The sequence below is a fragment of the Sphingomonas sp. 37zxx genome, assembly GCF_000786205.1.
GTDB lineage: Bacteria > Pseudomonadota > Alphaproteobacteria > Sphingomonadales > Sphingomonadaceae > Sphingomonas.
In genome coordinates this window covers 108,089-129,369 of sequence record NZ_JROH01000009.1, presented here as the reverse complement: position 1 = coordinate 129,369, position 21,281 = coordinate 108,089, and the positions used below count along the sequence as shown (strand labels likewise).

General features: G+C 64.4%; 23 protein-coding genes. 11 read left to right on the top strand and 12 right to left on the bottom strand.

What is annotated here, in order from left to right:
• Positions 1–5 precede the first annotated feature (5 nt).
• The 5 genes from QU44_RS06095 (at position 6) to QU44_RS06075 (ending at position 4,269) form a co-directional block, all read left to right on the top strand.
• Positions 6–710: a tetratricopeptide repeat protein gene (locus tag QU44_RS06095; protein ID WP_033920990.1), complete on the top strand. Its 705-nt coding sequence runs from the start codon at positions 6–8 to the stop codon at positions 708–710.
• Positions 707–2,029 carry an outer membrane protein assembly factor BamB family protein gene (locus QU44_RS06090; protein ID WP_033920893.1) on the top strand — a complete coding sequence of 441 codons (1,323 nt, stop codon included), beginning with the start codon at positions 707–709 and terminating at the stop codon, positions 2,027–2,029. The genes QU44_RS06095 and QU44_RS06090 overlap by 4 nt, the downstream gene beginning before the upstream one ends.
• 172 nt (positions 2,030–2,201) lie before the next feature.
• Positions 2,202–3,569 (top strand): ribosome biogenesis GTPase Der, encoded by a 1,368-nt coding sequence (der, locus tag QU44_RS06085; protein WP_033920892.1) that lies wholly within the window; start codon positions 2,202–2,204, stop codon positions 3,567–3,569.
• Complete coding sequence (locus QU44_RS06080) at positions 3,569–3,775, top strand: sulfurtransferase TusA family protein (RefSeq protein ID WP_033920891.1); 207 nt, start codon at positions 3,569–3,571, stop codon at positions 3,773–3,775. The genes der and QU44_RS06080 overlap by 1 nt, the downstream gene beginning before the upstream one ends.
• Before the next feature lie 74 nt (positions 3,776–3,849).
• Positions 3,850–4,269, top strand: a complete 420-nt coding sequence (locus tag QU44_RS06075) for an Hpt domain-containing protein (RefSeq protein ID WP_033920890.1) — start codon at positions 3,850–3,852, stop codon at positions 4,267–4,269.
• 52 nt (positions 4,270–4,321) lie between these two features.
• Here QU44_RS06075 and bfr read toward each other — a convergent pair whose 3' ends face one another.
• From bfr to aroQ, 8 genes are all read right to left on the bottom strand, one after another.
• Entirely contained in the window at positions 4,322–4,816 is a 495-nt protein-coding gene (gene bfr, locus QU44_RS06070) for a bacterioferritin (protein WP_033920889.1), read from the bottom strand.
• Between the two features lie 103 nt (positions 4,817–4,919).
• Positions 4,920–5,090, bottom strand: coding sequence for a (2Fe-2S)-binding protein (locus QU44_RS06065; protein ID WP_033920888.1), 171 nt, complete (start codon positions 5,088–5,090; stop codon positions 4,920–4,922).
• Positions 5,091–5,146: 56 nt separating this feature from the next.
• The gene (locus QU44_RS06060; protein WP_231621637.1) at positions 5,147–6,400 is read right to left on the bottom strand and encodes a DUF418 domain-containing protein; all 1,254 of its coding nucleotides are present in this window, start codon (positions 6,398–6,400) and stop codon (positions 5,147–5,149) included.
• Complete coding sequence (purL, locus tag QU44_RS06055) at positions 6,397–8,613, bottom strand: phosphoribosylformylglycinamidine synthase subunit PurL (protein ID WP_033920887.1); 2,217 nt, start codon at positions 8,611–8,613, stop codon at positions 6,397–6,399. The genes QU44_RS06060 and purL overlap by 4 nt, the downstream gene beginning before the upstream one ends.
• A gap of 9 nt (positions 8,614–8,622) precedes the next feature.
• On the bottom strand, positions 8,623–9,636 hold the full coding sequence (locus tag QU44_RS06050; RefSeq protein ID WP_052134384.1) for an alpha/beta fold hydrolase: 1,014 nt from the start codon (positions 9,634–9,636) through the stop codon (positions 8,623–8,625).
• Positions 9,636–10,991: an acetyl-CoA carboxylase biotin carboxylase subunit gene (gene accC / locus QU44_RS06045; protein WP_033920886.1), complete on the bottom strand. Its 1,356-nt coding sequence runs from the start codon at positions 10,989–10,991 to the stop codon at positions 9,636–9,638. Before accC ends, QU44_RS06050 begins: the two co-directional genes overlap by 1 nt.
• Positions 10,991–11,479 (bottom strand): acetyl-CoA carboxylase biotin carboxyl carrier protein, encoded by a 489-nt coding sequence (accB, locus tag QU44_RS06040; protein WP_197054259.1) that lies wholly within the window; start codon positions 11,477–11,479, stop codon positions 10,991–10,993. Before accB ends, accC begins: the two co-directional genes overlap by 1 nt.
• Before the next feature lie 31 nt (positions 11,480–11,510).
• Entirely contained in the window at positions 11,511–11,948 is a 438-nt protein-coding gene (gene aroQ / locus QU44_RS06035) for a type II 3-dehydroquinate dehydratase (protein WP_131600185.1), read from the bottom strand.
• Positions 11,949–12,131: 183 nt separating this feature from the next.
• On the opposite strand from aroQ, the gene thiS reads away from it, so the two are divergent.
• On the top strand, positions 12,132–13,136 hold the full coding sequence (thiS, locus tag QU44_RS06030) for a sulfur carrier protein ThiS (protein ID WP_081987883.1): 1,005 nt from the start codon (positions 12,132–12,134) through the stop codon (positions 13,134–13,136).
• Between the two features lie 91 nt (positions 13,137–13,227).
• Entirely contained in the window at positions 13,228–13,398 is a 171-nt protein-coding gene (locus tag QU44_RS06025) for a CsbD family protein (RefSeq protein WP_033920885.1), read from the top strand.
• 74 nt (positions 13,399–13,472) lie between these two features.
• Here QU44_RS06025 and QU44_RS06020 read toward each other — a convergent pair whose 3' ends face one another.
• Positions 13,473–15,122, bottom strand: a complete 1,650-nt coding sequence (locus QU44_RS06020; RefSeq protein WP_033920884.1) for a thiamine pyrophosphate-binding protein — start codon at positions 15,120–15,122, stop codon at positions 13,473–13,475.
• A 110-nt stretch (positions 15,123–15,232) separates the two neighbouring features.
• On the opposite strand from QU44_RS06020, the gene QU44_RS06015 reads away from it, so the two are divergent.
• The 4 genes from QU44_RS06015 (at position 15,233) to QU44_RS06000 (ending at position 17,953) form a co-directional block, all read left to right on the top strand.
• Entirely contained in the window at positions 15,233–15,940 is a 708-nt protein-coding gene (locus QU44_RS06015; RefSeq protein ID WP_033920883.1) for a CoA transferase subunit A, read from the top strand.
• Between the two features lie 113 nt (positions 15,941–16,053).
• Positions 16,054–16,851 (top strand): HAD family acid phosphatase, encoded by a 798-nt coding sequence (locus tag QU44_RS06010; protein ID WP_052134375.1) that lies wholly within the window; start codon positions 16,054–16,056, stop codon positions 16,849–16,851.
• Between the two features lie 29 nt (positions 16,852–16,880).
• A complete protein-coding gene (locus tag QU44_RS06005) occupies positions 16,881–17,318 on the top strand; it encodes a hypothetical protein (RefSeq protein ID WP_052134382.1) in 438 nt (145 codons plus the stop codon).
• Complete coding sequence (locus QU44_RS06000) at positions 17,318–17,953, top strand: CoA transferase subunit B (RefSeq protein ID WP_033920881.1); 636 nt, start codon at positions 17,318–17,320, stop codon at positions 17,951–17,953. The genes QU44_RS06005 and QU44_RS06000 overlap by 1 nt, the downstream gene beginning before the upstream one ends.
• A 21-nt stretch (positions 17,954–17,974) precedes the next feature.
• Here the strand turns inward: QU44_RS06000 and QU44_RS05995 are convergent, their stop codons facing one another.
• From QU44_RS05995 to QU44_RS05985, 3 genes are read right to left on the bottom strand one after another with little or no spacing between them, the layout of a single operon-like run.
• Positions 17,975–19,474, bottom strand: a complete 1,500-nt coding sequence (locus QU44_RS05995; RefSeq protein ID WP_033920880.1) for a tryptophan halogenase family protein — start codon at positions 19,472–19,474, stop codon at positions 17,975–17,977.
• Entirely contained in the window at positions 19,471–20,502 is a 1,032-nt protein-coding gene (locus tag QU44_RS05990; protein ID WP_331377431.1) for a cupin-like domain-containing protein, read from the bottom strand. Before QU44_RS05990 ends, QU44_RS05995 begins: the two co-directional genes overlap by 4 nt.
• Complete coding sequence (locus QU44_RS05985) at positions 20,499–21,224, bottom strand: SapC family protein (protein ID WP_033920879.1); 726 nt, start codon at positions 21,222–21,224, stop codon at positions 20,499–20,501. Before QU44_RS05985 ends, QU44_RS05990 begins: the two co-directional genes overlap by 4 nt.
• Positions 21,225–21,281: the final 57 nt, after the last annotated feature.

The following is a 21,281-nucleotide window of genomic DNA, read 5'->3' as shown; positions in this document are numbered from 1 at the left end:
TTCCCTTGGCGCTAACCCCCCAGAATAACGACGTGTTTGCTCGCGAAGTAGACGAGGAACTGCGCCGGGACGAGCTTCGCAGCTTTTGGCAGCGTTGGGGAATCGCGCTGGTCGCCGCGATCGTGCTGGCGCTGGCCGCGCTGGCGGGGTGGCTGTGGTGGCAGCAGGAGCAGGTGAACCGAGCGGGCACGCAAGGCGAGCAGTTTGCCAAGGCGCTCGACAGCCTGGGCGCGCAGAAGGTCGATGCGGCAAAGGCACCGCTGGCCGAACTGGCGGCGTCGGATGCGGCGGGCTATCGCGCGATGGCGCAGTTCACCCAGGCCGATATTCTGTTGCAGGCCGACGATCTGAAGGGCGCAGCGGCCAAGTTTGCCGCGGTCGCAGGCGATGCGTCGCTGCCCAAGCCGTATCGCGACCTGGCACTGGTGCGCCAGACCAGCGCCGAATATGATACGCTGAAGCCCGAAGCGGTGATCGACCGCCTGCGCGGGCTGGCGACGAAGGACAGCCCCTGGTTCGGCAGCGCCGGCGAGATGGTAGGCATCGCCTATATGCGACTCAATCGGAATGCGGAGGCGGGGAAGCTGTTCGGCGAAATCGCCCAGACCGAAACCGTACCCGAAACCATCCGTCAACGTGCGGTTCAGCTGGCCGGCGTACTCGGTGTCGACGCGGTCGATACCGATCAGGAACAGAAAGCGGCATCATGATGAATCGGGTGAAGTTTCCCATCGCGCTGCTCGCCATGACGGCGCTGAGCGCCTGCGGCATCTTCAAGGGTGGCGACAAAAAGACGCCGGTGCTGGGCAATCGCGTGCCTATTCTGGTGTCCGAAAGCGATACCGAGGTTGATCCAACGCTGGCGGGGCAGGAAATCCTGTTGCCACCGGCGGCGGTGAATGAAGGCTGGACCCAGCCCGGCGGCAATGCGGCGAAGTCGATGGGGCATCTGGCGCTGGCGGCGCAGCCGACCAAGGCATGGTCGGTGTCGATCCCCGGCGGCAATACCCGCGTGCGGCTGGCGGCGACTCCGGTGATTCAGGGCACGCGGCTATATGTGGCCGACGTCGATGGCGCGGTGCATGCCATCGACACCGCGACCGGTGCCACCATCTGGCGCGCCGAAACCGCGCAGGGAAGCAGCAATCAAAGCGCTCGCTTCGGCGGTGGTGTCAGTGTCGAGGGTGACCGGCTGTACGCCAGCAATGGCGTGGGCGACGTGGTTGCGCTGAATGTCGCCGATGGCAGCGAAATCTGGCGGGTGAAGCCCGGCGGGCCACTGCGCGGCGCACCATCGGTCGGCAATGACGCGCTGTATATCCTGACGCAGGACAATCAGTTGTTCGCGCTCAACGCCGCCGACGGCAAGACGATCTGGACTCAGTCGGGCTCGCTCGAAGCACAGGGCGTGTTCGGCGTGGCTGCGCCAGCGGTGGCGCAAGGGACGGTGGTCGAGGGATTTTCGTCGGGCGAACTCAACGCCTATCGCTATGAAAATGGCCGGTCGGTTTGGGCCGACAGCCTGTCGCGCACCAGCATCTCGACGTCGGTATCGAGCCTTGCCGACATCGACGCATTCCCGGTGATCGACAATGGACGGGTCTATGCGGTGGGGCAGGGCGGCCGGATGGTCGCACTCGAGATTCTGAGCGGCCAGCGGCTGTGGGAACAGAATATCGCGGGCATTTCGACGCCCTGGGTGGCGGGCGAGTGGATTTTCGTCGTGACCGACGATGCGCGGCTGATGTGCGTTTCGCGCGGGAATGGTCGCATTCGGTGGATTTCGCAGCTACCGCGCTGGCGCAACCAAAAGAAGAAGTCCGGCGCGATCCGCTGGGTCGGCCCGGTGCTGGCGGGTGATCGCCTGTTGGTGGCAAGCTCGCGAGGCGTGGTGGCTTCGGCATCGCCCGCCGACGGATCATTGACGACGATCGCCGAGGGCAAGACGTCGTTCTCGCTGCCGCCGGTAGTGGCGGGCAGCACGATGTACCTGCTCGACGATGGCGGTGAGTTGAGCGCGTATCGGTAAGCCGAGCGCTGTGCTAGGGCGGGGTTCAACACAGGTTTCACCCCGTTCGGGCTGAGCTGGTCGAAGCCCCCTTTGTCGATGCCGCTTGCACAGCGCGTGACGTATTGCGGGCCATGTTTCAACCAGCGCAGCCCTGGCGGCTGCAACCTGCTATTCGTTTCAAGGTACAGTCATGCCCCTGCCTACCGTCGCCATCATCGGCCGCCCCAATGTCGGCAAATCGACGCTGTTCAATCGCCTGGTCGGCAAGAAGCTGGCGCTGGTCGACGATCAGCCTGGCGTCACGCGCGATCGGCGCGAAGGCGACGCGCATCTGCTCGGCTGTGATTTCCGGATCATCGACACCGCCGGTTTCGAAGATGAGGATGCCGCCACCCTGCCGGGGCGGATGCGCGCGCAGACGCAGGCCGCGCTAGACGAGGCCGATGTGGCGCTGTTCCTGGTCGATGCGCGCGACGGGCTGACGCCGATCGACGAAGAGATTGCGCGCTGGCTGCGGGTCGCCGATTTGCCGGTGATTCTGGCGGCGAACAAGGCCGAGGGGCGACTGGCGCAAAGCAGCATCTATGAAGCGATGGCGCTGGGTTTCGACGATCCGATCGCGCTGTCGGCTGAACATGGCGAAGGCATTGCCGACCTGTTCGACGCGCTGCGCCCCTATATCGACCGCCCTGACGAGGTGATCGAGGAGGAAGACCCCGAAAACCCCGACGCCATCCTGAAGCTGGCGGTGGTGGGGCGGCCCAATGCCGGCAAATCGACGCTGATCAACCGGATATTGAACCAGGAACGGCTGATCACCGGGCCGGAGGCGGGCATCACCCGCGATTCGATCGCGATCGATTGGGTGTGGACCGATGCCGAGAACAAGGACCGCCGGGTCCGGCTGATCGACACCGCGGGGATGCGTAAGCGCGCCCGGGTGCAGGAAAAGCTGGAAAAGCTCTCGGTCGCCGATGCGCTGCGTGCGGTCGATTTCGCCGAGGTGGTGGTGCTGCTGCTCGACGCGACCAAAGGGCTGGAAGTGCAGGATCTGAAGATCGCCGACAAGGTGCTGCAGGAAGGCCGCGCGCTGGTGATCGCGTTGAACAAATGGGATGTCGCCGAAAACGCATCGAGCCTGTTCAACGGGGTGAAGGGCGCGCTCGACGAGGGGCTGGCGCAGGTGCGCGGCGTGCCGCTGCTGACCGTGTCGGGGGCGACCGGCAAGGGGCTGGACGTGCTGCTGCGCGTGGCGTTCGAAACGCGCGCGGCATGGAGCAAGCGGATTTCCACCGGATCGCTCAACCGCTGGTTTGAAAAGGCGATGGAGGCCAATCCGCCGCCCGCGCCCGGCGGCAAGCGGATCAAGCCGCGCTACATCACCCAGAACAAGACCCGCCCGCCCACGTTCGTGCTGTTCGGCACGCGCGTCGATCTGTTGCCCGAAAGCTATCGCCGCTATCTGATCAACAGCATGCGCAAGGAATTCGACATGGGCGCGGTGCCGGTGCGGCTGATGCTGCGCGCGTCGGCCAACCCGTTCGACCACGACAAATAATGTCGGAGCCGCTGTTGATCGACGCGCGGGGGCTGAAATGCCCGTGGCCGGCGATCCGGCTGGGGCGGGCGCTGCGGGCAGGGGCCTCGATCATCGAGATCATCGCCGATGATCCCGCCGCCGAGCGCGAACTGACGGCGTTGGCGGTGGCGCATGGGGCTGTATTCGCCCGTGTCGGTCTGGATCGGTTTCGGGTCGAAAGCTGAGCCGCGTTAATCCGGCATTTACCGTGATCGGTTAACACTACCAGCTCCGCGTCCGGCGGATCGGAGGCATTGCAATGAGCATTGGCGGCGATGATGGCTCGCTCGTGAACTGGGCAAGTTTTTCGCAGGTTCGCACCGAGCTGGGCGCGAATTTCGTTCGAATCCTGGGCTATTTTCGCGAGGACGGGGTAAAATCGCTCGAACGCATCGAAACCGCTATGCGTGGGGGCGTTGCAGCGGCGATGGTGATCCCCGCACACACGCTGAAGGGGGAAGCGGCGCAATTCGGGGCCGACCTGCTGGCCGAGCTTGCCGAATCGATCGAAATGATCGCGCGCGCTTGTGTGGAAACGCATGAATCGCCCGACGAGGCGCTGGCGCATGTGGTGCGATTGCGTCCGGTGTTCGACGCGACGCTGGCGTTGCTGGAGCGTGAGGCGAGCCCATTGGTGGCGCGCAAGCCGATGGGATTCGGACGCCGGGCCTCGATTTGAGGCGGCAAGGCCCGCCATCCGCGCAGGCTGCGCGAATGGCGGGGTTGGATGATCAGTCCTTCTTCTCGGCGTCGGCTTCCGACTGAGAATTGAGCTGGATGTAGTTCTGGATGCCCATGCGTTCGATCATGTCGAACTGCCGCTCCAGCGTGTCGAGATGATGCTCTTCGCTGTCGAGGATTCGGCGGAACAGGTCGCGGCTGACATAGTCGCGCACCTTTTCGCAATGTTCGATCGCATCGCGAAGCAGCGGAATCGCTACCTCTTCAAGCGCCAGATCGCCCTTGAGCACTTCTTCGACGGTTTCGCCGATGTGCAGGCGACCGAGCAGCTGGAAATTGGGCAGGCCGTCGAGGAACAGGATGCGCTCGGCGATCCAGTCGGCATGCTCCATCTCTTCGATCGATTCCTGCCGCTCGAACTTGGCGAGCTTGTGGACGCCCCAGTGATCGAGCAGGCGGTAGTGCAGCCAATATTGGTTGATCGCGGTCAGCTCGTTCTTGAGCGCCGTGTTCAGAAATTCGATGACTTGGGGGTCGCCCTTCATAGTCGCAGCCTTTTTTCAAAACAGGCCGTGACCATAGCGCAGCATGCGCCAAACGAACAGCGAAAAATCGGCGGTTTTCTGCGGGTTTCAGCCGGTGCGAACGCTACGCAGCAGCGCGTTCGGCATCGATAATGGCTCGCGCGAACGGCACGCATTGGCCGCATTTCGCCTGGCATCCCAGCGTCCGATAGGCCTGGCAGGCGCTCATTGCGCCCTGGCGTGCAGCTTCGCGCACGTCACGTTCCCGGATGGCATTGCAGACGCAGACGACCATGAGCACCCTCGCTTCGTTGCAAGCGTGATAGGGCTAATGCGAAACGGTCGCAAGCGTTATTGCGTCGCTGTCGCAACTTTTCGCAGCGGTTCGATTCGTCCTCGCGCAAGCGAACGCCAAAGCCATTCGAGCGGGCCTTGCCGGTATCGCGCCAGCCACGCCGGCGACCAGCTGAGCATAAGCGCCCACACCACCAGCATGATCGGCACCAGCGCGAGCCGGTCGAGCCGCCCGAATAGGCCAAGTCCGTGGCCATAAAAGATGGTCGTGCAGATCAGGCTGGTGGCGATGTAATTGCTGAACGCCATTTGCCCGACCGTGGCCAGACGGTCGGCGAATGGCTTGCCGGGCGGCAGCGCGAGCAGGATCAGTGCGACCCAGCCGAAGATCATGATCGGCCGAACGGGCACGGGCAACGTGATCACGCCCAGCACGATGGCGTACAGGTCGAAACCGCGCGCCGCGATGTAGAAGGCGAGCAGCAGATAGAGGGGCAGCGAAAGGCCAAAGCCCAGGATCGCCAGCTGCCGCAGCCGCCGGCGCTCCCAAATGCCGGTCAACAGTCCCGACCGAAGCGCCGCCATGCCGAACAGCATATAGGCCAGCGTCTCGAACCCGTTCTGCATCAGCGCGTTGAGCGGAGTGTCGCCATAGACCCGCCAGCGAAACGCCACGGCATCGGCATAGCTGCCGCGATAGGCGGCGAGTTGCGTAGCGATGCTCCCCGGATCGGGCCGGCCAAACGCGCGTTCGAGTTCGACCAGCGTGCGCGCCGCCGTGGCAGGATCGGGCTGCCCCGCCAGCGCGGCGGCGACCGTCACCGGCAGGCCGATCATCGTTATCGTCTGGAGCGCGATCAGGATGATGCCGACGACGATCAGCTTGTGCGTCTGCTGCCGGCGAAACGCATAGGCGATCATCCCCACCAGCGCATATTGCGTCAGGATGTCGCCCCACCAGATGAGGTACAGATGCGCCAACCCGAAGGCGAGCAACCAGCCCATCCGCGCGAAATGCACCTGCGCGGGGTTTCTGCCACTCGCCTGCGCGCGCTCGATCACCAGCAGCATCGACGCGCCGAACAGCACCGAGAACAGCCCGCGCATCTTGCCGTCGAACAGCACGAACTGCGTGAGATAGAGCAATGTCTCGAGCGCGCCCGCCGGGCCGGTTGCGGTCGGGTTCAGATAGGCGGCGGGGATTTGGGCGAACCCGACGATGTTCATCGTCAGGATGCCCAGTACCGCTACCCCGCGAACGATGTCCAGGCTGGAGAAGCGGGTGTCACTTCCCGAGCCCGGAGAGATCACGCCGCGACTTCGCCCTGCATCAGCTTGGGCAGGAAGCCCTCATGCGCCGCGCGCAGGTCGTCGAGCGAGACCGTCCAGTCGCCAGCGTCCATCTCGAACACGATCTTGTCGCGAATCGTGCGGCCAAGCCCGTCGACCGCGACGTCGGCACGGTGCGCGGATGCCATGAAATCGGCGAGGCAGGTGTCGCAGACCGTGACGACATAAACGCCCTGATCTTCGCCGAAGAAGCTCTCGGCCATGCCGAAGGGCTGCACCGAATCGATCAGCGCGCCGATGTTCGATGCCAGCGCCATTTCGGCGACCGCCACCGCAAGCCCGCCATCGGACACGTCATGGCATGCCCGGATCGCGCCGCAAGCGATCTGGCTGCGGATGAAATCGCCGGTGCGGCGCTCGGCCTTGAGGTCGACCTCGGGCGGCGGGCCTTCCTCGCGGCCATAGAGTTCACGCAGATACAGCGACTGGCCGAGATGACCGGCGCGCTCGCCGATCACGAGGATGACGTCGCCGAACCCCTTGAAACCGATCGTCACCGATTTCGACCAATCGGCCAGCAGCCCGACGCCGCCGATCGCGGGGGTGGGCAGGATCGCCGATCCGCCGCCGGTCGCCTTGCTTTCATTGTAGAGCGAGACGTTGCCGCTGACGATCGGGAAGTCGAGCGCGCGGCAGGCATCGGCCATGCCTTCGAGGCAACCGACGATCTGGCCCATGATCTCGGGCCGCTGGGGGTTGGCGAAATTGAGGCAATTGGTGATCGCGAGCGGGGTCGCGCCGACCGCGGTGAGGTTGCGCCAGGCTTCGGCCACCGCCTGCTTGCCGCCCTCGACCGGGTCGGCGAAGCAATAGCGCGGGGTGCAATCGGTGGTGATCGCCAGACCCTTTTGCGTGCCGTGGACTCGCACCACTGCGGCGTCGCCGCCGGGGCGCTGGACGGTGTCGGCACCGACCATGTGGTCATATTGTTCCCAGATCCAGCGGCGGCTGGCGATGTCGGGGGTGCCGATCAGCGCGAGCAGGTCGCGCGCGACATCGTCGCTTTCTGGAACGTCGGTGAGCGCATCGCGCGGCGGGGTGGGGACGTGCGGGCGATCATAGAGCGGGGCTTCGTCGGCAAGCGGGGCGAGGGGGATGTCGGCGACGGTTTCGCCCTTCCATTTCAGCACCATCCGCCCGGTATCAGTGACGTGGCCGATCACCGCGAAATCGAGCTCCCATTTGCGGAAGATCGCTTCGGCGAAATCCTCGCGACCGGGCTTGAGCACCATCAGCATGCGTTCCTGCGATTCGGACAGCATCATTTCATAAGGGGTCATGCCGGTTTCGCGCTGTGGCACATCGTCCATGATCAGTTCGATGCCGACGCCGCCCTTGCTCGCCATTTCGACCGAGGAGGAGGTGAGGCCAGCCGCGCCCATATCCTGAATCGCGACGATCGCGTCGGATGCCATGAGTTCGAGGCAGGCTTCGATCAGCAGCTTTTCGGTGAACGGGTCGCCCACCTGCACCGTCGGGCGCTTGGCGTCGGCGTCGTCGCCGAAATCGGCCGAGGCCATTGTCGCGCCGTGAATGCCGTCGCGCCCGGTTTTCGATCCGACATAGACGATCGAATTGCCGATCCCCGACGCCGCCGAATAGAAGATCTTGTCCTGATCGGCGATGCCGACGGTCATCGCGTTGACCAGGATATTGCCGTCATAGGCGGGGTGGAAGTTCACCTCGCCCCCAACCGTCGGCACGCCGACGCAATTGCCATAGCCGCCGATGCCGTGGACGACGCCCGAGATCAGGTGGCGCATCTTGGGGTGTTCGGGGCGGCCAAAGCGAAGCGCGTTCATATTGGCGATCGGCCGCGCGCCCATCGTGAACACGTCGCGCAGGATGCCGCCGACCCCGGTCGCCGCGCCCTGATAGGGTTCGATGTATGACGGGTGGTTGTGGCTCTCCATCTTGAAGATCGCCGCCTGATTGTCGCCGATGTCGATCACCCCGGCATTCTCGCCGGGGCCGCAGATGACCCAGGGTGCTTCGGTCGGGAGCTTCTTCAAGTGAATACGGCTCGATTTATAGCTGCAATGCTCGGACCACATGACCGAAAAGATGCCGAGTTCGGTCAGGTTGGGCTCACGCCCCATCGCGTGCAGAACGCGGTCATATTCTTCGGACGACAGGCCGTGTTCGGCGACGATTTCGGGCGTGATCTGGGTCATGCCTTGCCCTTAGCGATGGGCGGGGCGGCGGGCTAGAGCGCGAATGCTTTCCGGCACGGGGAGGGGTTCGTTCTTAAGTCCCGAAAGGAACCGATCCACTTCACGCGCCGTCGCATCCGGCGCTTCCTCCATCGGCAGATGGCCGATGCCGGGATAGGTCACCAGCTTCGCGCCGGGGATGTGGCTGGTGAGCCATTCGCCCGACGATGCCGGGATCATCCGGTCGTCGCTGCCCCATAGGATCAGCGTCGGCACCGTGATTCGGCCGAGCATTTCAGGCGTGGCAGGCGAACTGGGGGTGGCGAACCGGTCGATCGTGGCGAGGCGATTGCCGGGGTAGCGCAGCAGCTCCCAATACAGGTCGATCGCGGCGGCATCGACCTTGGCGGGGTCACCGTAAGCCGAGGGTAGCGCCTGTTCGATCCAGCTACGCGGCGTGACCATCGTCGCCAGGTCGCGCAGCACCGGCAGGCGGGCGATCCGCATCACCAGCGGCGGCTGGGCATATTGCGGATCGGGCTGGCCGGTTGAATCGACCAGCACCAGCGCCTTGACCCGTGCGGGATGCGCCAGCGCATAGGACCAGGCGACCCCGCCCCCCATCGAATTGCCGCCGATCGCGAACCGGTCGATCCCCAGCGCGCGCACCAGGCGATTAACGATTTCGACCTGGCGGGCGGTCGAATAGGTGCGCGTGGGGTCTTCGCCGGTCAGGCCGTGCCCCGGCAGGTCGAGCCGGACGATGCGATAGCGCCGATCCAATCGCTCGGCCCAGGGTTCCCAGGTATGCAGCGAGGCGTTTGATCCGTGGATCAGCACCAATGCCGGCGCATCGCGCGGGCCGGTGTCGCGGACATGGACGGTCAGGCCGTCGCCCAGATCGACGAAGCGCGACGCGGCACCGCCATATTTGGCGCGCATCGCCGCCGCGTCGGTATCGGGGGTGCGAAGCAGGAATAACGCGGCGGCGGCAATGGCGATCAGCGCCAGCAGCGCCGCGATCAGCCATTGCCACCATCGCATCAGGCGGCTTCCTCGCGCGCCAGCCATTCCTCGAGCCACTTGATCGTATAATCGCCCTGCTGAAAATCGGGTTCGTCCAGCAGTGCCTGATGCAGCGGGATCGTCGTCTTCACCCCGTCGATCACGAACTCTTCAAGCGCGCGGCGAAGCCGCATCAGGCAGCCTTCGCGGGTGCGACCGTACACGATCAGCTTGGCGATCATCGAATCATAATAGGGCGGGATGCGATAGCCGGCATACAGCCCGCTATCGACGCGGACATGCATGCCGCCGGGGGCGTGATAATAGGTCACCTTGCCCGGTGAAGGCGCGAAGGTGCGCGCATCCTCGGCATTGATCCGGCATTCGATCGCGTGGCCCTGGAACACCAGGTCTTCCTGGCGCACCGACAGCGGATGCCCCTCGGCGATGCGGATCTGTTCGCGTACCAGATCGACCCCGGTGATCATTTCGGTGATCGGATGTTCGACCTGGAGCCGTGTGTTCATCTCGATGAAGTAGAATTCACCGTTTTCCCACAGAAACTCGATCGTGCCGGCACCGCGATAGCCCATATCGGCCATCGCCTTGGCGCAGATCGCGCCCATGCGTTCGCGGTCTTCGGCACCGAGCGCGGGCGAGGGGGCTTCTTCGAGCACCTTTTGATGGCGGCGCTGAAGCGAGCAGTCGCGTTCGCCCAGATGGATCGCATTGCCGTTGCCGTCGCCGAACACCTGAAATTCGATGTGGCGCGGGTTGCCGAGATATTTTTCGATATAGACGGTGGCGTCGCCGAACGCGGCTTTTGCCTCGCTGCCCGCTTGAGCCATCAGCGTTTCGAGCTGGTCTTCGGATCCGCACACCTTCATGCCGCGCCCGCCGCCGCCCGATGCCGCCTTGATGATCACCGGATAGCCGACGCGCGCCGCGATTTCCTTTGCCTCGGCCAGATCGCTCACCGCGCCGTCCGAACCGGGCACCAAGGGCAGCCCGAGCGCGCCCGCGGTGCGCTTGGCCTCGACCTTGTCGCCCATTGTGCGGATGTGTTCGGGCTTGGGGCCGACGAACATCAGATTATGCAGCTCGACGATCTCGGCGAATTTGGCGTTTTCGCTCAAGAAACCATAGCCCGGATGAATCGCGTCGGCGCCTGAGATTTCAGCGGCCGAGATGATGTTCGGGATGTTCAGATAGCTTTCGCCGGCCGGCGGCGGTCCGATGCAGATCGCCTGATCGGCCAGCCGGACGTGCATCGCATCGGCATCGGCGGTCGAATGTACCGCGACGGTCTGGATGCCCATTTCATGGCAGGCGCGATGGATACGCAGCGCGATCTCGCCGCGATTGGCGATCAGCAGCTTCTTGATCTGCGCCATTATTCGACCACGACGAGCGGCTGGTCAAATTCCACCGGCTGGCCATTTTCAACCAGGATCGCGCCGACCGTGCCAGCCGAGGGGGCAAGGATCGGGTTCATGACCTTCATCGCCTCGACGATCAGCAGCGTGTCGCCCGCCTGCACCTTTTGGCCCGGCGAGACGAACCGCTTGCTGCCCGGCTCCGCCGACAGATAGACCGTGCCGACCATCGGCGAACGCACTGCATTGGCGGCTGGGTTGGGCGGGGGCGCAGCGACTTCGGTGGGTGCGGGGGCGGCGTGGGCCAGAGCGGGGGCGGCATGCGCCATCGGTGCGGCCTGCATCATCTGCGGTGCGATGACCACTTCGCGCGCGACCCGGACCCGGCGTTCGCCGTCCTCGACCTCGATCTCGGTCAGTTTGGTTTCATCGAGCACCGCGGCAAGCTGGCGCACGAGATCGACGTCAATTCGCATGTTGCCCGGTTCGTCGTGTTCGTTGCTCATTGCGACCTGTTTCTTTGCAAAGGGTTTGGCCTTAAGCTAGGCGGGCGGCGGCTTCAAGCGCGAGCAGATAGGACTGCGCGCCGAAGCCGCTGACGGTTCCGCGCGCGGCCATGGCGACATAGCTTTTGTGGCGAAATGCCTCACGCGCATGCGGATTCGACAGATGCACTTCGATCACCGGCGTGCGGATCGCGCGGATCGCATCGTATAGCGCGACCGATGTGTGGGTGAAGGCGGCGGCGTTCAACAGCACCGCGCGCGCACCCTCTGCCTGAGCTTCGTGCAGCCAGTCGATCAGATGGCCTTCATGATTCGACTGGCGCACTTCGACGTCGATGCCCAGCTCGCGCGCCCGATCCTCGAGCATCCCGGCAATGTCGTCGAGCGTATCGGCACCATAGATTTCGGGCTCGCGCGTCCCCAGCAGGTTCAGATTGGGGCCGTTGAGGACATAGATGGTTGCCGGGATCGCGGCTGGATTCGTTTCGGCCATCATGCCCCTCTTGGTTGCGGGCGCGGCGCGAGCGGACCATATGACCACCCACAAACCCCGTTCGCCCTGAGCTTGTCGAAGGGCCGTACTTCTTTCGCCGACGCAAGGAAAGAAGGGCGGGGCTTCGACAAGCGCAGCCCGAACGGGGGAAATTACGGCATGCACAGCGACGGTACCGTATCGATCATGGTCAATGGCGAGCATAAGCGCGTCCGCGCGGGCCTTAGCCTTGCCGGTCTCGCGAGCGATCTGGGGCTGGTACCGGAAAAGGTGGCGGTGGAGCGCAATCTGGAGGTTGTGCCGCGCTCGACGCTGGGCGACGTCATGGTCGAGGATGGCGACGAGCTGGAAATCGTCCATTTCGTCGGCGGCGGCGATCATGAAGTGACGGCGGACGTCGATAGCTGGACCGTGGCCGGGCGCACTTTCCGATCGCGGCTGATCGTCGGCACGGGAAAATACAAGGACTTCGCGCAGAATGCGGCTGCGGTCGAAGCGGCGGGGGCGGAGATCGTCACCGTCGCGGTTCGCCGGGTGAATGTCAGCGATCCCAAGGCGCCGATGCTGACCGACTTTATCGACCCCAAGCGCGTGACCTACCTGCCCAACACGGCGGGCTGTTTCACCGGCGACGAGGCAATCCGCACGTTGCGGCTGGCGCGCGAGGCGGGCGGCTGGGATCTGGTGAAGCTCGAAGTGCTGGGCGAGGCGCGCACGCTGTATCCCGACATGGTCGAAACGCTGCGCGCGACCGAGGTGCTGGCCAAGGAAGGCTTCCTACCGATGGTCTATTGCGTCGACGATCCGATCGCGGCGAAGCGGCTGGAGGATGCCGGTGCGGTCGCGATCATGCCGCTGGGCGCGCCGATCGGATCAGGGCTGGGTATCCAGAACCGGATCACGATCCGCCTGATCGTCGAGGGGGCCAAGGTGCCGGTGCTGGTCGATGCCGGAGTCGGCACCGCGTCCGATGCTGCCGTGGCGATGGAGCTTGGCTGCGACGGCGTGCTGATGAACACCGCGATTGCCGAGGCGAAAAACCCGGTGATGATGGCGGCGGCGATGAAGGCTGCGGTCGAATCGGGGCGGCTGGCCTATCGCGCGGGGCGGATGGGGCAGCGGCGCTATGCCGATCCCTCTAGCCCGTTGGCTGGGCTTATCTAATTCGGAACCAAGTCTACCCCAGGCCGTTCTCCCTGTAAGCGAAAGCAATGATGACCCGCATCATTGTCGCACATGATTGAGGAGAAGCCGCATGGGTGAATTCGTAGACAAGGTCAAAGGCAACGTAAACGAAGCCATTGGCGAGATGAAGCAGAGGTCCGACAATCCTGAGACGCGCGCCGAAGGCGAAGCGCAGGAAGCCAAGGGCAAGCTTCAACAGACTGCAGGCAAGGTCAAGGGCGCGCTCGGCGACGACATCTGACCTGTAGCGTTGCTTTGGGTAGCGCAAAGTGATTGGGCCGCTCCGGGAAACTGGGGCGGCCTTTTTCATGGGCGTCAGCGGGCGCGGATCGCGCTGATCGTCGTGCCGGGATTGATGACTTCGATGTCGGTGCGCAGGTGCAGCAGCCGCACGCCGCGCTGTTCCTGGGCGCGGGCAAGCGCAGGGGCGAAATCTTCGGTGCGCTCGACGGTTTCGGACCAGCAGCCATAGGCGCGCGCCAGAGCCGCGAAATCGGGGTTGGCAAGGCGCGTGGCGCTCACCCGGCCCGGAAATTCACGCTCCTGGTGCATGCGGATCGTACCATAGCCGCTATTGTCGATCACCAGCACCAGCATCTCGGCACCGTGCTGGACGGCGGTTGCCAGTTCCTGACCGTTCATCAGGAAATCGCCATCGCCCGCCAGTGCCACGACCATGCGGTCGGGTGCGCGCAGGGCCGCAGCGATCGCGGCGGGGACGCCATAGCCCATCGCGCCGGCGGTCGGCGCGAGTTGCGAGGGCTGAAGACCGTAATGCCAATAGCGGTGCCACCAGCCGGCGAAATTGCCGGCACCGTTGCAGATGATCGTATCCGCCGGCAGCGCCTCGCGCATCGCCGCGACGCACAGGCCAAGGTCTAGCGCCACGCCGTCGCGCGGCTTGGGCGTCGACCATTCGCGCCATTGGGCGTGCGCCTCGGCCCCGCTGGGATGCGGCGACGGCGGATAGTCGGCGCACGCCAGCGCGTTGGCGAATGAAAAGGTGTCCGAACAGACCGCCACGTCGGCGCGATAGACCCGGTTGAGTTCCGCCGGATCGGGGTGGACGTGGATCAGCTTCTGGCCCGGATGATCGGGGGTGATCAGCGTATAGCCGTCGGTCGTCGCCTCACCGAGCCGAGCCCCGAGGACCAGGACCACATCGGCGGCCTTGATCCGCTCGACCAGCTTGGGATTGGGGCCATAGCCCAGATTGCCCGCCCAAGCCTTCGACCAGTTCGGAATCGCATCCTGCCGGCGGAACGCGCCCGCGACCGGGATGCCCCAGTTGCGCGCGAAGCAATCGAATGCCCCGGTGGTCGCCCTGTCCCACCCCGCGCCGCCGACGATCGCCACGGGGCGCTCCGCCGCTCGCAGCAGCTTCAAGGCGGTATCAATGTCGTCGGGATTGGCGGCTTGCCAGACCCGTTCGATCCTGGGGCGATCGACTGCCTCGACCATATCGCACAGCATATCCTCGGGCAGCGCGATCACCACCGGGCCGGGGCGGCCGCTGATCGCGGTATTCCAGGCGCGCGCGACATATTCGGGGATTCGCGCCGCATCCTCGATCCGAGTCGCCCATTTCGCGAGCGGCGCGAACATCGCGGGAAAATCGACTTCCTGAAAACCCTCGCGGTCGCGCATGCCGCGATCGACGTCGCCGATGAACAACAGCATCGGCTGCGAATCCTGCATCGCGACATGAACGCCGATGCTGGCATTGGTCGCGCCGGGGCCACGGGTGACGAAGCACACCCCCGGCCGCTGCGTCATCGCCCCGTCGGCGCAGGCCATGAACGCAGCGCCGCCCTCTTGCCGGCAAGTCACGACCTCGATCGCGGGAACGTCGACCAATGCGTCGAGCACCGCCAGGAAGCTTTCGCCGGGCACCTGGAACAGCCGGTCGCATCCCTGCGCCACCAGATTATCGACAAGGATACGCCCGCCGCTACGCTTGGTCATGGTCAATCTCCTGCGCCGTCCTACCCGCATGCGGACGCGCAAGTCGAGCGTGGTTGCTTGACCCCCGGACCCCGGAATCGCTAGTGCCGATGGCATAGGAGACTTGCCCGATGAAGAAACTCTATCCCGATGCCGCCGCCGCGCTCGACGGGCTGCTCCATGATGGCATGACGATCTGCGCCGGCGGGTTTGGCCTGTGCGGTATCCCCGAACGGCTGATCGATGCGATTCAGGCATCGGGGGTCAAGGATTTGACGATCGCCAGCAACAATGCCGGTATTGATGGCGAAGGATTGGGCAAGCTGCTTCGCACCCGCCAGGTCAAGAAGATGATCTCGTCCTATGTCGGCGAGAACAAGGAATTTGAACGGCAATATCTGTCGGGCGAGCTGGAAGTCGAGTTCAGCCCGCAGGGGACGCTGGCCGAACGCTGCCGCGCCGGCGGGGCGGGGATACCGGGTTTCTATACCAAGACCGGAGTCGGCACCAAGGTGGCCGAGGGCAAGGAGACGATGATCTTCGACGGCGAGGAATATATTCTCGAACGCGGCATCCGTGCCGACCTTGCCATCATCAAGGGCTGGAAGGCCGATGAAGCGGGCAATTTGATCTTCCGCAAGACCGCCCGCAACTTCAACCAGCCGATGGCGACCGCCGGGCGGATCTGCGTTGCCGAAGTCGAAGAAGTGGTGCCGGTCGGCGCGCTCGATTCTGATGCGGTGCATCTGCCAGGCATTTATGTGAAGCGGATGATCGTCGGCGCGCCGTATGACAAGAAGATCGAGTTTCGGACGGTGCGCGAGCGGACTGTCGCGTGATTTCTGCCAGCCTCGTCCCCTCTTACAGGCGAAAGGGGTGGCTGAGGCTAGGCCGAGGCCGAAGCAAGCCTGTCGTGGCGATCGCCGCGTTGGTTGCGTTGTCTGCCTGCTCGATGAATCAGCGATCGCTGGTCCCTGCGCCCATTGCAGCGCCGTCGGTACCGATGGGCCAGCAATGGCTATATAGTTCAGCCGAAGGGGCAATCGCGGTTCAGCAGACCTATCATGCGTTGACGACATATGCGCTCGCCAAGGCAAAGGTGCGGCCTGTTGATAGCGTGATTATCGATGAGGCGACCGGGAAGCCTGTTGCGTGCGGCGACAAACCCCTCGCGGCGGTGTTCGATGCGGACGAGACGCTGATCTGGAATATCGGCCCAATGCGCTGGTTCGCGCTGAAGGGGGCACAGTTCGACGCCAAGACCTGGGACGACTGGGAAAAAACCGGCACCGGCAAGGCAGTAGTGATGCCGGGCGCGGTAGAGGCCTTGGCCGCCCTGCGTGCCGCTGGGATCACGCTGATCGCCAACACGAATCGCGATGCCGCCAACGCGGCGAATAGCGAGCAGACCCTTTCGGCAGCAGGGCTTGGTGATTTCAAGCATGGCGAAACCTTGTTCCTGATGGGCGATGACGCGAGCGGTTCGAGCAAGGACTTGCGCCGCGCCACGATCGCTGCGCGCTGGTGTGTCGTGGCGATGGCGGGGGACCAGCTTGGCGATTTCCGCAACGGCTTCAACAAGCCCGAATTGCCGCCGCTGCAACGCCGAGCGATGGCCATGGGCGCACCCTATGATGGCCTGTGGGGCAATGGCTGGTTCCTGTTCGCCAACCCGGTCTATGGCCCCTCCATCCGGGGCGATTTTGACGATGTTTACCCGCCCGAAACGCGCTGGGAACCGCAGCCGTGACGCGCCTTGGGCAGGGCAAAAGCTGGTTGATGGTTGGCGGTTGCCTGAGCTTGATTGCGGCCCTGCTGCATATCGGGGTGATCATCGGCGGGCCGGACTGGTATCGTTTCTTCGGTGCTGGTGAAGGGATGGCGCGCATGGACGAACGCGGCCTGTGGCAGCCCATGCTGATGACGATCGGAATCGCCGCGGTGCTTTCGGTCTGGGCACTCTACGCCTTTGCGGGTGCCGATCGCTTTCCGAAACTGCCGTTGATGCGCACCGCGCTGGTGTTGATCAGCGGCATTTATCTGGCGCGAGGGCTGTTGATCGTTCCGATCATGATCGAACCGCACGCACGCACCGCATTCAACATCTGGTCCTCGCTCATTGTCCTCGTTTATGGCCTCGTTCACGCGGTGGGCACTTGGCTGGTGTGGCCAGCCCTCAAACCAAAGCCGATTCTCTCGCAAAAGGAAGCGTTGTAATGCCCTGGACTCGTGACGAGATGGCGGCGCGCGCCGCCAAGGAATTGCAGGACGGTTTCTATGTGAACCTGGGCATCGGCATCCCGACGCTGGTCGCCAATCATATTCCCGATGGTGTCGAGGTGACGCTGCAGTCGGAAAACGGGATGCTCGGCATCGGCCCGTTTCCTTATGCCGGCGAGGAAGACCCCGATCTGATCAATGCGGGCAAGCAGACGATCAGCGAGCTGCCGCAATCGGTGTATTTCTCTAGCGCCGATAGCTTTGCGATGATTCGCGGCGGGCATATCGACCTGACCGTGCTCGGCGCGATGGAAGTCGCCGAAAATGGCGACATCGCCAATTGGATGATCCCCGGCAAGATGATCAAGGGGATGGGCGGCGCGATGGATCTGGTCGCCGGGGTGAAAAAGATCATCGTGGTGATGGAGCACACGTCAAAGAACGGCGATCCCAAGTTCATCCCGGCCTGCACGCTGCCGCTGACTGGACGCAACGTGGTCGACATGATCATCACCGACCTGGCGGTGTTCCAGCGGCCCGACCATGCCAGCGCGTTCCGGCTGGTCGAAATGGCACCGGGCGTCACCGCCGAGGAACTCGCCGCCAAGACGACCGCGCATTACGAAAGCTGATCGCCGGACGGGTACCGGCCATCAGGCGCGGGCGCGCAGCGGCACTGGTTCGAGTGCGACCAATTGATCGACGAAGGATTGGTGCGAGGGCAGCTTTTCCACGCCGGCGGTCACTTGCGCCGCCAGATTGCCCAGCACCTCCTTCAGCCGGCCCGGCGGCATCAGCATCGCCAGCCGGTTGTGCGCGGCGGGTTGCAGTTCCTGGCCCAGCATCACCTGCACCCAGGAGGTGACGGTGAATAATTCATCGCTGGCCTGAAATGCCTGGGCGCTCTGGCGGAACAGGTCGATCCGCTCGGCCAGGCTGTCGGGCAGCGACGCTTCGCGGTGCGCGCGCCAGAACGGTTCGTCGCGCTGGTTGAGGTGGTAATGCAACACGATGAAGTCGCGCACCCCTTCGATCTCGCGGCGCGACATGTCGTTGAATCGTGCCGCCGCCGCCGGGCTGACGCCGTCGAATGGGAATAGCTGTAACAGCCGGGTGAGGGTGATCATGATCAGGTGGATGCTGGTCGATTCGAGCGGCTCGACGAAGCCGCCCGCCAGGCTCAGCCCGACGCAATTGCGCTCCCACGCCCGCGCACGGCGGCCGGTCTGGAAACGGATCAGCCGCGGTTCGGTCAGCACCTTGCCCTGCACCGCGCGCAGCAGCCGGTCTTGCGCTGCATCGTCGGACAGATAGTCGCTGCAATAGACGATGCCGTTGCCGACACGGTGTTGCAGCGGAATCCGCCATTGCCATCCGGCGTCATGCGCGCTGGCGCGGGTATAGGGCAGGGCAGGGCCGGTCGCGGCGGTCTGTACCGCAAGCGCGCGGTTGGTCGGCAGCCAATGGCTCCAATCCTCATAGGGCACGCCCAGCGCATCGCCGATCAGCAGCGCGCGAAAGCCGGTGCAGTCGATGAACAAATCTCCTTCGATCCGCGAACCATCGGCCATCACCACCGCGGCGATATTGCCGGTTTCGGCGTCCAGCTCGGCGCGGGTGATCCGGCCCTCGATCCGGGTCAGGCCATCGGCTTCGCAGCGTTCGCGCAGGAAACGGGCATAGCGAGCAGCGTCGAAATGATAGGCATAGTTCAGCGCGGCATGGGGCCGGGCGGCGAAGCGTTCGGCGCGCGCCGCTTCATGCTCCAGGCAATAGGCGCCGATGTCGGCGACATTGCCCTGCGCCCTGGCTTCCAGCCAGAAATGGTGGAAATCGGCCATCCAGGTCGAGGTGCCCAGCGTTCCGAAGGAATGGATGTAGCGCGAATCGGGGTGCGACCACCCTTCAAACGAAATGCCCAGTTTGAACGTCGCCCCGGTTTCGCGGACGAAATCCTGCTCGTCGATCCCCAGCAGCGCATGAAAGGCGCGGACGGTGGGGATGGTCGATTCGCCGACGCCGACGGTGCCGATTTCGTCCGATTCGATCAGCGTCACCTCGACCGCGGCACCGATCTGCCGAGTCAGCAGCGCTGCCGCCAGCCAGCCGGCGGTGCCGCCGCCCGCAATTACCACACGTCTTACCGGCTTCATCGGTTCAGCCTCCGCAAGAGTTCAGCGCGCAGCCTTCGCGCGCCCATGTCGTCGAGTGGCGCAAGCGGCCCCTGCGCTGCCGATGGCAAATGCGCCGCCGGGCGGGCAGCGGGGCCAAAGACATAATAATCGAACATCGCCGCCCACGCATCCTTTTCAGCCTGGGGCCGATCGCGCAGGCTGAGCATGGCGTGCAGCAGCGCAGTCATCGGCGGATCGAGGAAGGCGGGCGCGGCGTTCCACCAGTAATTCACCAGAATGTTGAAATCGTCCTGCGCTTCCACCTGATGCCACCATAGCGCCGGATAGACGACCGCATCGCCCGGTTCGAGCTCGGCAATCTGCGCCGCCTGCGCCGCGATCGCGAAGTTGGGAAAGGCGGTGAGATCGGGATCGGCAAGGTTGACCAGCGAGACGACCTGGCCGCCGGGCGTAGGCTCCAGCGGGCCGGGATAGAGGTTCGCCACTTGATCGGGGGGGAATAAGGTGAAGCGCCGACGGCCTGCCGCGACGCAGGCGATGTTGTTCGACATGTCGTAATGCGTGGTCGCGGTGGTGCGGTTGCCGATCCAGATGCTGCGCAATGCCCGCTCGAACGCGGGACCGTTCAGCGCCAGGGGGTTGGCATCGCCGAAGCCGGGGAAATATTGGTCGAGGTCGGTCGATCCGACATAGAAGGATGGCGCGTCTGCATCCCCCAGCGCGCCGAGGATGCGCGCGAGATAGGCGTCGAGCTGTACGCGCTCGCGCTCGAAATCGAGCGCGGTCAGCGTGTCGTCGTAGAAATACCGCCCTTGCAGCGCCGGGCGGGCGGTATAGCCGGTGCCGGGGCGGCCATTGTAGAACCCCAGCAGGTAATCGACCGCCGCCTGCGCGCCGGTTTGGCCTGCCGCCACCATCGGCCAGTCGGCGACGAGACCCCGGATCACCACCGGCTGCCCCGCTGCAACCAGCGCTTCGAAATCCACCGCCGCCGGATCGTCGGCCGAAATCTCGCGCGCATGCCGGCTGGTGATGGGCGGTGTCACGTTGCGGCCCGCTTCCGATTCTTGCGCGTAATCAGCTCTTCGATGTTGCCAAGCGAACAGGCTGCCATGGTCGCTGCATGCAGCAGCCCGGATCGGTGCAGCCGTTCGAGCGGCTCGCCCGAAAGCTCGGCCAGCGCTTGCGGGTCGACCGTCAGCAGGTTGGGCAATTCATATTGGGTTTCGTCGTCCAGCGCGATTTGCATCGTCACCGGCTTGAGCAGCCCGGCTGCATCAAGCTCAGCATTGACCGCGTGCGCGGTCTGCATCCCTTCGAAAATGACGCGAAGCACCGCGCCGGTTTGATCGAGATATGGCGCATTGCCGCCATGTTCGCGAAACAGCGGCAAGCCCGCGGGATCGCCGACCCGGTCGTCGTCCAGATCGACATGGATCATCAAGTCATGGTTGGCGGGTGCCCCGTCGGCATCGGGCCGCGCCAGTGCGATCGAGAACGGGCCGCGCCGCTGCACCGCCGGGACATAGCGGCTGGTCCAGCCATGTTCGCCCAGGAACAGGTTTTCGTCGCGGTCTAGGCCGAGCAGCGCGAAAGCGTCGATCGCATCATGGTTGCGGCGAAAGACAATGGCGAATTCGCGCTGGAGTTCCTGAAATTCGGAAGGAAAGACCGGCAATTGATTGACGCAATCGCCAAAGGCAGCGCCGGTTCGGATCGCGACCTTCATATCGTGATGATCGACATTGTTGAGCAGAACGCGGTTCATGCGGTCGAAACGCCCTTCATAAGTACGACAGGGTAGCAATCGTCGGGGCCGGGTCCA